Here is a 13,786-nt window from a genome sequence, read left to right on the forward strand (position 1 = left end):
CCGGGGCGTCTCCTCGGGCGCCGAACGTTTCCAGGGGTCGGAGGGCCGAGGGCGGTGGTGTTCGGCGCCCTGCGGGGACGCCCCGGCACACACCCGTCCCCGGCTTCGGCAGGCGTTCGGCGGGGAAGTCGCGCAAACGGTACGGGCCCGACACGTGACGGCAGCACCGGCTTAACACGGCTCCGGCACAGTGGTGGTTGTCGGCAGGAGAACCCGGCCGACACCACCGAACGGCGCCAACGCACCCCCGGAGCGGCTCCCGGACCGCGTGGACGCCACGGACGCGGAACGGCCCTGACCCGGCCCGTGTCCTTCGCGGGGACCGCCGTCGTCCCGCCCCCGGGCAACCGGGGTGCGGCGGTCCCCGCCCATCTCTTTTGCTGGGCGATTTCAGCCCCACCGCCGGCGTTTGAGGCGCGGGGGCTCGGGGGCAGCGCCCCCGCAACGGCGCCGCACGCGGCAGCGGGACGGATCAGGCCGAGGTGTCCCGGTCCCCGCGCCGGAGGCGATGGGCGTGGATGAAGTTCACGCCCACGATCCCGGCCCAGGCCACCACCAGCCCCGCCAGCTGAGCCTGCGCAGCAGCAATCGCCGAGAGCGGGATCGCCAGCACCAGCGTGATGATGGCGAAGCCGAAGCGTTCGCCGAAGTTCCCGTCCGCCACGGCGGGACCGGCGGAGCCACGGGCCGCGGACAGGCGTTCCTCCGCGAGCCGGCGCCGGACCTGCGTGTCGACCTTCTCGACGAACGAGTCCACCAGCGCGGCCTCGTACTCCTGACCCAGCTCCCGCCGGGCGTCCAGGGTGGCGTCGAGTTCCTTCTTCAGCTCATGGGTGTGGGCGTGCGAGTCCATCCCCCCACGCTAGGAACCGCCGGAGGCCCCCGCACTGGGGCTAGCCCCCGTATCCGGATAGCGGGCACGGCTTGCCCGCGTGCATAACCGCATGCAGAGTGCTCCGTGACTGAATATCTCACCGGGACGGAGGGGGCGGCATGAGTGACAGCCCGGCAGCGCGGCTGCAGAAGCTGTTCGAGGGGCACCGGCTGACGCCGACCCAGCGGCGGATCGCGCACTGCATGGTGCGCGGGGCCGCGGAGGTGCCCTTCCTGTCGAGCGTGGAGCTCGCCGAGCTGGCCGGGGTGAGCCAGCCGTCCGTGACCCGGTTCGCGGTGGCGCTGGGCTTCGACGGGTATCCCGCACTCCGCCGACACCTGCGCGAGGTGGCGCCCGCCGAGCGGACCGAGGCCGCGCACGAGGACGCGTACAACGAGTACCAGCAGGCCGTCCAGGGGGAGATCGAGAACCTGCGGCAGCTGTCCGCGATGCTCGCCGATCCCTCGCCCGTCCAGGAGGCCGGCCGGCTGCTCGCCGCCTCGACCCCGCTGCCGGTGCTCGGGCTGCGCGCGGCGTCCTCGCAGGCGCGGGGGTTCGCGTACTTCGCCGCCAAGGTGCACCCGGACGTACGGCTCCTCGACGAGGGCGGCTCGATGATGGACGACCGCATCGACGCGGCCGTCGCCGCCGGTGCGAGCACGCTGCTCTGCTTCGCGCTGCCCCGGCATCCCCGGGAGGTCGTGGAGACGCTGGAGCGTTCCCGGCGGGCGGGCCTGACCGTGGTGACCGTCGCCGACTCGGCCTTCGCCCCGGTGGCCCGTCACTCGGACCTGCTGATCCCGGCCCCGGTCGGCACCGGTCTGGCCTTCGACACGGCGTGCGCGCCGATGCTGCTGGGCCGGGTGCTGCTGGAGGCGATGGCGGACGCGCTGCCCGACGCGCAGGCGCGGCTGGAGGCCTTCGACGCGCGGGCCGCGGCGCGCGGGCTGTTCGTGGACTGAGTCCTCAGCGGTAGTTGAGCTCGGCGAGCTCGGTGGCCAGGCGGCGCCGCAGTGCCGGGATGCGGGACAGGACGGGGAGCAGGGTGTTGCGCACGGCGCGCAGGACAGGATTGCGGGTGGTCGCGACCCGGGTCATCCGGTCGGTGAGGGCCACCACCCGCAGGGCGACGGGCCGCCGGCGGGCCTCGTAGCCGTCCAGGTCCTTGTCCGCGAAGGCACGACCCAGCGCGTACCCGTCCTGGATGCCGGTGTTCATGCCCTGGCCGCCGGCCGGGCTGTGCACGTGGGCGGCGTCCCCGGCGAGCAGCAGCCGGCCGGCCCGGTAGCGGTCGGCGACCCGGTGGTGGATCCGGAACCGGGAGGACCAGGCGAGCGAGCGGACGGTGGCCTGGCCGGGCGCGCGCTCGTCCAACAGCCCCTGCACGAAGGCGAGGTCCGGCTCGGCGGGGGCCTCGGCGACGCTCGCGACCAGCCGGTGGCGCCCGCCGGGCAGCGGGGCGACCACGGTGAGCCCGGTGGCGCCGAGGGTGAGGGAGACCTCGCGGGCGCCGGGCGCCCAGTCCATGGCGATGTCGGCCAGGACGAAGGACTCCTCGTAGGCGGAGCCGGTGAAGCCGATCCCGGCGGCCGCGCGGACCGCGCTGTGCATCCCGTCGGCGCCGACGGCGTGGGCGGCGCGCAGGGTCTCGCCGGTGGCGGTGGTGAGGGTGACCCCGTCCGGGTCCTGGGTGATCGCGGTGACCTCGTACGGGCGGTGGACGTCGGCGCCGAGGGCGCGCAGGCGGGCGAGGAGCACGGCCTCGGTCTGGTCCTGGGGAACCATCAGCGCGTACGGGTGGGCGGTCGGCAGGTCGTCGAAGCGGACCGTGGCGAGCGAGCGGGCGCCCTCGCGGACCCGGAAGGTGCCGATGGGGGTGCCGCGGTCGATCAGCTCGGCGGAGAGGGCGCGGGAGGGGTCGATCTCGTCGAGCACCTCCAGGGTGCGGGCGTGCACGACGGCGGCGCGGGACGTGTTGGCGCCCTCGGCCAGCCGGTCGAGCAGCACGAAGTCGATGCCGGCCTCCGCCAGGGTCACGGCGAGGGAGAGGCCGGTGGGGCCGGCGCCGACGATGGCGACGTCGGTGGTGGCGGGGAGCGGGAGTGCGGCGGTGCTGGTCATGGCGGGCCTCCTCCGGCGGGCCAACGCTCGTTGGCCAACGGTTGTTGACATGAGGATGCTCCTGTCGGTCTGGTGTGTCAACAGTTGTTGGCCTACGGTTGTTGGCATGACGGTACGACGCACCTCCGACCGGACCAAGGCGGCGATCCTGCGGGCCGCGCGCGAGCGGTTCGCGGTGCAGGGCTACGAGCGCACCACCATCCGCGCCATCGCCGCCGACGCGGAGATCGACCCGTCGATGGTCATGCGGTACTTCGGCAGCAAGGAGCAGCTCTTCGGCGCGACCCTGGCCATCGACCTGCGGCTGCCGGATCTGGGCGGCGTGCCGGTGGAGGAGCTGCCCGCGGCCCTCGTGCGGCATTTCGTGGAGCGCTGGGAGGGCGATCCGGCGGACGACGCGCTGCTGGTGCTGTTGCGCTCCGCGGTGACGAACGAGCAGGCGGCGGCGCGGATGCGGGAGGTGTTCACGGCGCAGGTGAGCCCTACGCTGGCGGCCGCCCTCGGCCCGGAGCGGGCCGGGCGGGTGGCGGGCCTGGTGTCCGCCCAGCTCCTGGGCCTGGCCCTGACCCGGTATCTGCTGCGCCTGCCGGGGGTCGTGTCGCTGACCCCTGCCGAGGTCGTGGCGGGCCTGGCCCCGGCCTTGGCGGCCACCCTGTCGACCCCGCAGGGCAATTCCAGCCCCGCCGGCGTTTGAGGCGCGGGGGCTCGGGGGCGGAGCCCCCGCAACGGCGCCGCGCCCGGGCACGGTCCGCCCCGCAGCGGCCTAGTGCTGTGACCGGAAAGGTTCACCGGGTCACGGCGCTCGGCACGGCACCTCGCCGCGTTGTCGGACCGCGCAAGTACGTCCAGTACGAGCCGCGGCCCTCCGCCTTGCGATGCACCGCACCGAACACCGCGCCCCGGCAAACCTTTCCGGTCACAGCACTAGAGGAGCGCGTCGCGCTGTGCGGCACCCGCCTCGGCGACGATCTCCGCGAGGCCCTGCGCCGGGCGGACCAGGGTGAAGCGGACCTCCCCGGACGGGGTGAGCGCGAAGCCGTGCACCGCCGGCCGCGGCAGGCTGTTGTACCCGTAGTGCGCGGTGAAGAAGTACGCCCCCGTGTCCGGCACCCCGATCACGTCGCCCGCGGCCAGCGCCGGCAGCGAACGCCCCGCCGCCAGGAGGTCCCCCGCGAAGCAGGCCGGTCCCGCGATGTCCTGTGCCACCGGGGCCCCGGTCTTCGGCGTGCCCTTCGCGTCGTACGGCAGGATCCGCACCGGCCAGGACGCCGGCGCGTAGGCGGTACGGGTCGCGAGCTGGACCCCCGCGTGGGTGAGGGCGATCGCGCGGCCCCCGCTGGTCTTGGTGTACTCGACCCGGGCCAGGACCAGGCCGTTCTTGGCCAGCAGGGACCGCCCGAACTCCGTGACGAGCCCGTACGAGCCGTCGAAGAGCGCGGGGGCCGCCTCGCGCAGGGCGGTCACGTACTCCTCGTACGTCGGGACCGCGTCGTCCGAGGAGAAGTTCACCGGCAGGCCCCCGCCGATGTCGAGGGTGTCGACCTGCCGGCGCCCGGCCGCCGCGTTGATCTCCTCGGCCAGCGCGTGCAGTTCCCGTACCCCCTCGGCGATCAGGGCCAGCGGGACGCCCTGCGAGCCGGAGTGGGTGTGCAGCCGGGTCAGCCAGGGCCGGTCCACGAAGGCCCGTACGAGCCACTCGCGCGCGCCCGGATCGCGCAGGGCGATGCCGAACTTCGAGGTGGCCGTGGCCGTGGACAGCGCGCCGATGGTGCCCGCGCCGGTCTGCGGGTTGATCCGCACGCCGATCGGGGAGGAGGGCGGGGTGGGGCCGGCGCCGACGAGCGCGTCGAGGCGCTGCAGCTCCTGCCTGTTGTCGGCGTTGACGGCGATGCCCAGCGCCAGGGCCTCGCGCAGTTCGCCCCCGGTCTTGGCGGGGGAGTCCAGCACGATCCGCTCGGCCGGCAGCCCGGCCGCCCGGGCCAGTGCGAGCTCGCCCGGGCCGGCGACCTCGCAGCCGAGCCCGGCGTCGGCGAGCAGCCGCAGTACGGGCACGAGCGGGGCGGCCTTGACGGCGAAGGCGTGCAGGACGGGGGTCCCGGGCGCCACCGCGGCGGCGAAGGCGCCGGTCAGGGCGGCGGCGGAGGCCCGGATGCCGGCGATGTCCAGCAGGCAGGCCAGCGGCTCGGAGTCCAGTAGGCCCTGTTCGACGGCGGCTCGTACGACCGGATCCCTGTCCATGTCCGCCATCCCATCATCCGAAGGAGCGGCCCGCAGCTGTTGACTGAATCTATTCAGGGGGTCAGGATGTGAATGGATTGACCAACATCGGAGGAGGCAACGCCATGTCAGGACCCCGCCCCGTACGTGCCGCGCGAGGTACCGAGCTCAGCGCCCTGGGATGGCAGCAGGAGGCCGCGCTGCGGATGCTCCAGAACAACCTCGACCCCGAGGTCGCCGAGCACCCCGACAAGCTCGTCGTCTACGGCGGCACCGGCAAGGCCGCCCGCGACTGGCGCTCGTACGACGCCATGGTCCGCACCCTCCGGACGCTCAAGCAGGACGAGACGATGCTCGTCCAGTCCGGCCGCCCGGTCGGCGTGATGCAGACCCACGAGTGGGCCCCGCGCGTCCTGCTCGCCAACTCCAACCTGGTGGGCGACTGGGCCAACTGGGAGGAGTTCCGCCGCCTGGAGCACCTCGGCCTGACCATGTACGGCCAGATGACCGCCGGTTCGTGGATCTACATCGGCACCCAGGGCATCCTCCAGGGCACGTACGAGACCTTCGCCGCCGTCGCCGCCAAGAAGTTCGGCGGCACCCTCGCGGGCACCATCACCCTCACCGCCGGCCTCGGCGGCATGGGCGGCGCCCAGCCGCTGGCCGTGACGATGAACGACGGCGTCGCGATCTGCATCGACGTCGACCCGCGCGCCATCGAGCGCCGCATCGAGCACCGCTACCTGGACGTCAAGGCCGACAACCTGCGCCACGCCCTCCAGCTGGCCGTCGAGGCCCGCGACGCCCGCAAGCCGCTCTCCATCGGCCTGCTCGGCAACGCCGCGGAGCTGCTCCCGCAGATGCTGGCCGAAGGCGCCCCGATCGACATCGTGACGGACCAGACCTCCGCCCACGACCCGCTCGCCTACCTCCCCGTCGGCGTCGACTTCGACGACATGGCCTCGTACGCCGCCAAGGACCCGGCCGGCTTCACCACGCGGGCCCGCGAGTCCATGGCCAAGCACGTCGAGGCCATGGTCGGCTTCATGGACGCCGGCGCCGAGGTCTTCGACTACGGCAACTCCATCCGCGGCGAGGCCCAGCTGGCCGGCTACGACCGCGCCTTCGCCTTCCCCGGCTTCGTCCCCGCCTACATCCGGCCGCTGTTCTGCGAGGGCAAGGGCCCCTTCCGCTGGGCCGCGCTGTCCGGCGAGGCCTCGGACATCCACAAGACCGACAAGGCGATGCTGGAGCTCTTCCCGGAGAACGAGTCCCTGCACCGCTGGATCAAGATGGCCGGCGAGCGCGTCCACTTCCAGGGCCTGCCCGCCCGCATCTGCTGGCTCGGCTACGGCGAGCGCGACAAGGCCGGCGAGCGCTTCAACGACATGGTCGCCGACGGCACCCTCGCCGCCCCGCTGGCCATCGGCCGCGACCACCTCGACTGCGGCTCGGTGGCCTCCCCGTACCGCGAGACCGAGGCCATGCTGGACGGCTCCGACGCCATCGCCGACTGGCCGCTGCTCAACGCCATGGTCAACGTGGCCTCCGGCGCCTCCTGGGTCTCCATCCACCACGGCGGCGGCGTCGGCATGGGCCGCTCCATCCACGCGGGCCAGGTCACGGTCGCCGACGGCACCCCGCTGGCCGGCGAGAAGATCCGCCGCGTCCTCACCAACGACCCGGGCATGGGCGTCATCCGCCACGTCGACGCCGGCTACGACATCGCGGAGTCCGTCGCGGACGAGCGCGGCGTCCGCGTCCCCATGCGCGAGGGCGACGACGCGTGAGCGACGCCGCATCGTTCCACGGCATGTGGGCCGAGCTCGCGCACATCGGCCGCCACGCCGACTCCGGGGGCTACCGCCGCTACGCGTGGACCGGCGCCGACGCCGACTGCCGGACCTGGTTCCAGGCGCAGGCCGAGGCCCGCGGGCTGACGTACGAGACCGACCGCAACGGCAACCAGTGGGCGTGGCTCGGCGACCCCCTCGCGGGGGACGCCGTGGTCACCGGCTCGCACCTGGACTCCGTACCCGACGGCGGGGCCTTCGACGGCCCCCTCGGGGTGGTGTCCTCCTTCGCGGCCCTGGACGAACTCCGCAGGAGGGGCGCGGAGTTCGCCAGGCCCCTGGCCATCACCAACTTCGGCGACGAGGAAGGCGCCCGCTTCGGGCTCGCCTGCGTCGGCTCCCGGCTCGCCGCCGGGCAGCTGACCAAGGAGAAGGCGTACGAGCTCCGCGACGCCGACGGGATCTCCCTCCCGCAGGCCATGGAGGCCGCCGGGTACGACCCCGACGCCATCGGGGCCGACCCCGAACGCCTGGCCCGCATCGGCGCGTTCGTCGAGCTCCACGTGGAACAGGGCCGCGCCCTCGACCTGTCGGGAGACTCCGTCGGCATCGCCTCCGCGATCTGGCCGCACGGCCGCTGGCGCTTCGACTTCCACGGCGAGGCCAACCACGCGGGCACCACCCGCCTGGTCGACCGCCGAGACCCGATGCTCACGTACGCGGCGACCGTACTGGCCGCCCGCCAGGAGGCGGCCCTCGCCGGGGCCGTCGCCACCTTCGGCAAGATCGCGGTCGAGCCCAACGGGGTCAACGCCATCCCGTCCCTGGTGCGCGGCTGGCTCGACTCGCGCGCCGCCGACCAGGCGACCCTCGACACGGTGGTCACCGCCATCGAGAAGGCCGCCCGCGAGCGCGCCGACCAGGACGGCATCGACCTCGCCGTCGTCCGGGAGTCCTTCACCCCGGTCGTCGAGTTCGAGCACGCCCTGCGCGACGAGATGAACCGCATCCTGGGCGGGGCCGTCCCCGTCCTCGGCACGGGCGCGGGACACGACGCCGGAATCCTCTCCGCCGCCGTCCCGACCGCGATGCTGTTCGTACGGAACCCGACCGGCGTCTCCCACTCCCCGCGGGAGTTCGCCGCAGAGGACGACTGCGTGGCAGGCGTCCTCGCCCTCGCCGACGTACTGGAAGGACTCGCGTGCCGGTGACGACGACGTACTGGCTGGAGCACGCCTGGCTCGACACCCATGTCGAGCCGGGCGTGGCCCTCGATGTGTCCGCCGACGGGCGGATCGCCTCGGTGCGGACCGGGGTCGAGGCCCCGCCCCCCGGCGCCGAGGTGCTGCGCGGCCTGACCATCCCGGGCCTGGCCAACGCGCACTCCCACGCCTTCCACCGGGCGCTGCGCTCCCTCGTACAGGTCGGTTCGGGCACCTTCTGGACCTGGCGCGACTTCATGTACAAGGTCGCCCAGAACCTCACCCCCGACACGTACTTCGCGCTCGCCCGCGCCGTGTACGCGGAGATGGCGCTGGCCGGCATCACCAACGTCGGCGAGTTCCACTACGTCCACCACGCGCCGGGCGGCGTCCCGTACGCCGACCCGAACGCCATGGGCGAGGCCCTGATCGAGGCCGCGGCCGAGGCCGGCGTCCGGATCACCCTCCTCGACACCGCCTACCTCTCGGCGGGCTTCGGCGAGGCCCCGAACCAGCACCAGCTGCGCTTCTCCGACGGCACCGCCGACGCCTGGGCGGAGAGGGTCTCCGCCCTCAAGGGGCGTGACCACGCCCTGATCGGCGCCGCGATCCACTCGGTCCGCGCCGTCCCGGCGGGGCAGTTGGCCACGGTCGCCGCGTGGGCGCAGGAGCGCGGGGTGCCGCTGCACGTGCACCTCTCCGAGCAGACCGCGGAGAACGACGCCTGCCAGGCCGCGCACGGCCGCACCCCGACCCAGCTCCTCGCCGACCACGGCGTGCTGGGCCCGCGCACCACGGGCGTCCACAACACGCACCTCACCGACGCGGACATCGCCCTCCTCGGCGGCACCACCACCGGCACCTGCATGTGCCCCACCACCGAACGCGACCTCGCGGACGGCATCGGCCCGGCGGTGCGCCTCCAGCGGGCGGGCAGCCCGCTCTCGCTCGGCAGCGACAGCCATGCGGTGATCGACCTGCTGGAAGAGGCCCGGGCGATGGAACTCAACGAGCGGCTGGCGAGCCGTACGCGCGGCCACTGGACGGCGGCGGCGCTGCTGCGGGCGGCCACGGCCGACGGGCACGCGGCGCTGGGGCGGCCGGATGCGGGCACCATGGCGGTGGGCGCGCCGGCGGACTTCGCGACGATCGCGCTGGACTCCGTACGCACGGCCGGTCCGGTACCCCGCCTCGGTGCGGAGACCGCCGTGTTCGCGGCGACGGCCGCCGATGTCCGGCACACGGTGGTCGGGGGCCGCCACATCGTCCGCGACGGCACCCACACCCTGGTCCCGGATGTCCCGTCCGCCCTGTCCGAGTCCATCGCCGCCCTCCGCTCCTGACGGGCACGCCTGCGGCGGGCCTTCCCCCACCCCGCCCCTTCCCGAAACCGGGGACTCCGCCCCGGAAACGGAGAAAGGGCGGGGTGGGGGAAACAAACCACTCGACCACCCCGAGGAACCATGACCACCACCGCCATCACCAACATCGGCAGCCTCGTCACCAACGACCCCGCCCAAGGCGACGGAACCCCCCTCGGCATCTTCCAGAACGCAGCGGTCGTCATCGACGGAGACCGCATCGCCTGGGTCGGCCCCGCCGACGAGGCCCCCGCCGCGGACAGGGCGTTCAACGCCAACGGCCGCGCCGTGATCCCCGGCTTCGTCGACTCCCACTCGCACCTCGTCTTCGCCGGCGACCGCACCGCCGAGTTCAACGCCCGCATGTCCGGCAGCAGCTACGCCGCCGGTGGCATCCGCACCACCGTCGCCGCCACCCGCGCCGCCACCGACGCCGAGCTCGAGGCCAACCTGCTGCGCCACCTCGACGAGGCCCGTCGCCAGGGCACCACCACCTTCGAGACCAAGTCCGGCTACGGACTCACCGTCGCCGACGAGGCCCGCGCCCTGCGGATCGCCGCCGCGCACACCGAGGAGGTCACCTACCTCGGCGCGCACATCGTGTCCCCGGACTACGCCGACGACCCCGCCGGCTACGTGGACCTCGTCACCGGCGACATGCTGGAGGCCTGTGCCCCGTACGCCCGCTGGGTGGACGTCTTCTGCGAGAAGGGCGCCTTCGACGGGGAGCAGGCCCGCGCGATCCTCACCGCGGGCGCCGCCGCCGGCCTGATCCCGCGCGTCCACGCCAACCAGCTCTCCCACGGCCCCGGCGTCCAGCTCGCCGTCGAGCTCGAAGCGGCCTCCGCCGACCACTGCACCCACCTCACCGACGCCGACGTGGACGCGCTCGCCCAGGCCGCGGACACCACCGTCGCCACCCTGCTGCCCGGCGCGGAGTTCTCCACCCGTGCCCAGTGGCCCGACGCCCGGCGCCTGATCGACGCGGGTGCGACCGTCGCCCTGTCCACGGACTGCAACCCGGGCTCCTCCTACACGAGCTCGATGCCGTTCTGCATCGCGCTCGCCGTGCGCGACATGCGGATGACCCCGGACGAGGCCCTGTGGTCCGCCACCGCCGGTGGAGCCCGCGCCCTGCGCCGTACCGACATCGGCAGGATCGCCCCCGGAGCGCGCGCGGACCTGGCCCTGCTGGACGCCCCCAGCCATGTCCACCTGGCCTACCGGCCCGGCGTTCCGCTGGTTTCCGCCGTGTGGCAGAAGGGTGTCCGCGCGCACTGACGGGTTACTGACAAGGGGTCAATTCCAGCCCGTCCTTTGTCTTCCCTCCGCAAGACCCCGGGCGTACCTTGAGCCACCAATCTGATGTGTCGTCAGTAACTTGTGGCCCGAGGTTCGAGGGGAAGACGAAGGTGTCCGACCGGAAACGCTCCACCGCGCTCGCGCTGGCCTCCGCGCTGGCAGCCGGATCGGCGGTCCTGCTGGCCGCCCCTGCGGCGCAGGCCGCCGTCATCGACGTGGCCTACGACTGCAAGACCCCGATCGGGGACAAGTCCGCGGTATCGCCCATCGACATCAAGGCCGTGAAGGAGGGGGACGGGTACAAGCTGACGATGTCCTTCCAGAAGGGCGTCTCGTCCAGCCCCGTCGAGCTCGGCAAGGGCGCGATGAGCCCCAGCGCCGTCATCCTCGTCGAAGGCGCCGAGAAGGCCTCCGTGCCGGTCTCCGGACCGTCCAACCCGGAGGCCGTCCCCGCCAACACGCCCATCAAGATCACCGACCTCTCGGGCACCTTCAAGCCCAAGAAGAGCGGCAAGGTCACCTTCACCGCCGGGGTCCTGACCATCAAGGCGCTGGGGACCACGACCACCTGCACCCCCGGCAACAGCCCGAAGCCGTCCCTGGAACTGGACGTCACGGCAGCCGGGGACGGTGGCACGCAGTCCGGCGGTTCCGGCGGCGGCGAGACCCTCCCGCAGACCGGACCCACCGACTCCGCCCTCGCGCTGGGCACCCTCGGCGGCACCGTGCTGCTCAGCGGCGCCGTCGGTGTGCTCTGGCTGACCCGGCGCGGCCGGCAGGCCCGGTCCTGAACGGAGCGCCCCCGGCCATGCCCGTGCTCCACTCCCTCAAGCGCGCAGGCGTCCTGCTGCTCACGGCCGCCGCGCTGTACGCGACCCCCGCGCACCCCGCGGCGGCCGACGAGCCCGGCTGGACCGCCGAGCCCGCCGCCGGAACGGCCGCCGTCCGGCCCGGGGGCGGCCGCCCGTACTTCTACCTCTCGGGCACCGCCGGCACCGTGCTGGAGGACCGGCTCGCCATCACCAACACCACCGACGGGGAACGCACCGTCACCCTGCGCGGGGCCGACGCCTACAACACCGCGGACGGCGCCTTCGCGGTGCGGCCGGCCCGGGAGTCCACCGGCGCCGGGTCCTGGATCAGTTTCGGCGCCGCGGCCACGGTGAAGGTCCCGCCGCACACCCGCGCGGTGGTCCCGTTCACCGTCACCGTGCCGCCCGCGTCCCCGCCCGGGGACCACCCCGCCGCCGTGGTCGCCACCGAGGAAGGCCACGAGGTGGGCGTACGGGTCCACCTGCGGGTCGGCGGCCCCACCCTGGCCGCCCTCACCGTCGAGGACGTCTCCGTACGCGGCAGGGGCGCGGCCACCGTCGTCGCGTACACCCTGGTCAACCGGGGCAACGTGGCCCTCGCCCCCGAGCTGTCGATCCGAGCCGAGGGCCGCTTCGGCGATGTCCCCGGGCGCGGCGCCCGCACCCTGCCTCTGGAACTGCTCCCGGGCCAGCGGGTCGAGCTGACCGAGCCCTGGCCCGGCGCGCCCGTCCTCGACCGGGTCCGCCTCACCCTCACCGTCACCGCACCCGGCGGCGCCCGCGCCACCGCCGCCACCTCGGCGTGGTTCCTGCCCTGGCGGCTCGCGGGCCCGCTGGGCGGCGCCCTGCTCGCCCTCGGCGCGACCACGCTGAGCGCGCTGTACCTCGTACGCAGCCGGCGCGCCCGACGGGACCCTCCCGCCGGGGCGACGCCCGTACCCGAACCGGAATACGAACTGACGGGAGCAGCCAGGTGAGCGCCAAGGCCGGCGGCACGATCCGCCCCCTCCGCCCCCTCCGCACGCTCCTCGCCGGCGCGCTGGCCGCGTGCGCCCTCGCGTTGCTCCCGGCGGCCCCGACCAGCGCCGCGGAGGTCAAACCGGGCGTGGCGCTCTCGCTCCAGGAGGCCGCGAAGGGAACCCAGCTCACCGTCACCGGCACCGGCTGGCGCCCCAAGTCGCTGGTGATGCTGCTGGTCTGCGGGCAGAACATGATCGGCGGCACCAACAGCTGTGCCAACGCCGACGGAACGGCGGTCTCCGTGGCCGACGACGGGCACTTCACCGCCCAGTTGCCGGTGGTCGCCCCGCCCAAGCCCTGCCCGTGCGTCGTCAACGTCACCTCCGTCAACGGCGACCAGTCCACCGTCGCCGCCGCCCTGAAGATCACCGACCACGAGGTGGCCGAGCTGCCGGCCGAATCGGGCACGGCCCGCCTCGCGATGCTGACCGGGGTCCGGCTGGAGGGCGAGGACGGGGTGCTGACCTGGTTCGGCGCCCCGCCCACCCGGAAGTTCAAGGTCACCGTCGGCAACCTCGGTTCGGCCCCCGTCAAGGACCCGGTCTTCCAACTCGGCACCGCCCACGGCGTGTTCGCGCCGCTGTGGGAGGAGGCCCGCTGGAAGGGGACCATCCCGCCGGGCGGCAAGGCGGAGATCGCCCTGGACGTGGCCCTCACGGCCGGCGCCTACGGGGACTACACCATCTCCCTCAAGTACGGCGAGACCGTCGTGGCCACCCAGCCGTGGGGCGTGGACCGCCCGTACGGGGTGCTGCTCTTCTGGGGCCTGCTCCTGCTGGTGATCCCGGCCGCGGTCTTCCGTATCGGCATGGCCGTCGTCGACAAGGTCCGCCCGCGCGAGACGCCCACGGGCGGCCGCCACCGGGGCGTGCCCCCCGAGTCGCCCTCGGCCGTGACGACCAGGCTGCCCCGGATCCCGCCGCTACGAGGATCCGCGCGCGCGGCATCCGTCCCGCCCGCGGAAACCCCCCAGACCACCACGGCGGTCCTGCCGTGGTTCACCCCGGACAGCGCGCCGGAGACAGCACCACAGACGTCCGCACCGTCTGAGAACCGTTCGACGACGAAGGGACAAGCGTGAAGA

12 protein-coding genes are annotated in these 13,786 nt (G+C 73.9%); 9 read left to right on the forward strand and 3 right to left on the reverse strand.

What is annotated here, in order from left to right:
* Window positions 1-472: 472 nt before the first annotated feature.
* Complete coding sequence (locus ACFV9H_RS30915; protein WP_385404653.1) at window positions 473-853, reverse strand: hypothetical protein; 381 nt, start codon at window positions 851-853, stop codon at window positions 473-475.
* Between the two features lie 140 nt (window positions 854-993).
* On the opposite strand from ACFV9H_RS30915, the gene ACFV9H_RS30920 reads away from it, so the two are divergent.
* A complete protein-coding gene (locus ACFV9H_RS30920; RefSeq protein ID WP_385404655.1) occupies window positions 994-1,836 on the forward strand; it encodes a MurR/RpiR family transcriptional regulator in 843 nt (280 codons plus the stop codon).
* Window positions 1,837-1,840: 4 nt separating this feature from the next.
* Here the strand turns inward: ACFV9H_RS30920 and ACFV9H_RS30925 are convergent, their stop codons facing one another.
* Window positions 1,841-2,995: an FAD-dependent oxidoreductase gene (locus ACFV9H_RS30925; RefSeq protein ID WP_385404658.1), complete on the reverse strand. Its 1,155-nt coding sequence runs from the start codon at window positions 2,993-2,995 to the stop codon at window positions 1,841-1,843.
* A 106-nt stretch (window positions 2,996-3,101) separates the two neighbouring features.
* Here ACFV9H_RS30925 and ACFV9H_RS30930 point away from each other — a divergent pair, with 106 nt between their 5' ends.
* Entirely contained in the window at window positions 3,102-3,689 is a 588-nt protein-coding gene (locus ACFV9H_RS30930) for a TetR family transcriptional regulator (RefSeq protein ID WP_385404660.1), read from the forward strand.
* Between the two features lie 230 nt (window positions 3,690-3,919).
* On the opposite strand, the gene ACFV9H_RS30935 is transcribed toward ACFV9H_RS30930, so the two are convergent.
* A complete protein-coding gene (locus ACFV9H_RS30935; RefSeq protein WP_385404662.1) occupies window positions 3,920-5,242 on the reverse strand; it encodes a diaminopimelate decarboxylase in 1,323 nt (440 codons plus the stop codon).
* Window positions 5,243-5,337: 95 nt separating this feature from the next.
* Here ACFV9H_RS30935 and hutU point away from each other — a divergent pair, with 95 nt between their 5' ends.
* The 7 genes from hutU (at window position 5,338) to ACFV9H_RS30970 (ending at window position 13,783) form a co-directional block, all read left to right on the forward strand.
* Window positions 5,338-7,002 carry a urocanate hydratase gene (gene hutU, locus ACFV9H_RS30940; RefSeq protein WP_385404663.1) on the forward strand — a complete coding sequence of 555 codons (1,665 nt, stop codon included), beginning with the start codon at window positions 5,338-5,340 and terminating at the stop codon, window positions 7,000-7,002.
* A 23-nt stretch (window positions 7,003-7,025) separates the two neighbouring features.
* Window positions 7,026-8,216 (forward strand): allantoate amidohydrolase, encoded by a 1,191-nt coding sequence (locus tag ACFV9H_RS30945; RefSeq protein ID WP_385404724.1) that lies wholly within the window; start codon window positions 7,026-7,028, stop codon window positions 8,214-8,216.
* Window positions 8,213-9,550, forward strand: coding sequence for a formimidoylglutamate deiminase (locus ACFV9H_RS30950; protein ID WP_385404665.1), 1,338 nt, complete (start codon window positions 8,213-8,215; stop codon window positions 9,548-9,550). The genes ACFV9H_RS30945 and ACFV9H_RS30950 overlap by 4 nt, the downstream gene beginning before the upstream one ends.
* A 120-nt stretch (window positions 9,551-9,670) precedes the next feature.
* Complete coding sequence (gene hutI, locus ACFV9H_RS30955; RefSeq protein ID WP_385404667.1) at window positions 9,671-10,849, forward strand: imidazolonepropionase; 1,179 nt, start codon at window positions 9,671-9,673, stop codon at window positions 10,847-10,849.
* A 131-nt stretch (window positions 10,850-10,980) separates the two neighbouring features.
* Window positions 10,981-11,661, forward strand: a complete 681-nt coding sequence (locus ACFV9H_RS30960; protein ID WP_385404669.1) for an LPXTG cell wall anchor domain-containing protein — start codon at window positions 10,981-10,983, stop codon at window positions 11,659-11,661.
* 17 nt (window positions 11,662-11,678) lie between these two features.
* Entirely contained in the window at window positions 11,679-12,659 is a 981-nt protein-coding gene (locus ACFV9H_RS30965; RefSeq protein ID WP_385404671.1) for a hypothetical protein, read from the forward strand.
* Entirely contained in the window at window positions 12,656-13,783 is a 1,128-nt protein-coding gene (locus ACFV9H_RS30970; RefSeq protein WP_385404674.1) for a hypothetical protein, read from the forward strand. Before ACFV9H_RS30965 ends, ACFV9H_RS30970 begins: the two co-directional genes overlap by 4 nt.
* Window positions 13,784-13,786: the final 3 nt, after the last annotated feature.

This window comes from Streptomyces sp. NPDC059874 (assembly GCF_042731135.1).
Classification (GTDB): Bacteria; Actinomycetota; Actinomycetes; order Streptomycetales; family Streptomycetaceae; genus Streptomyces.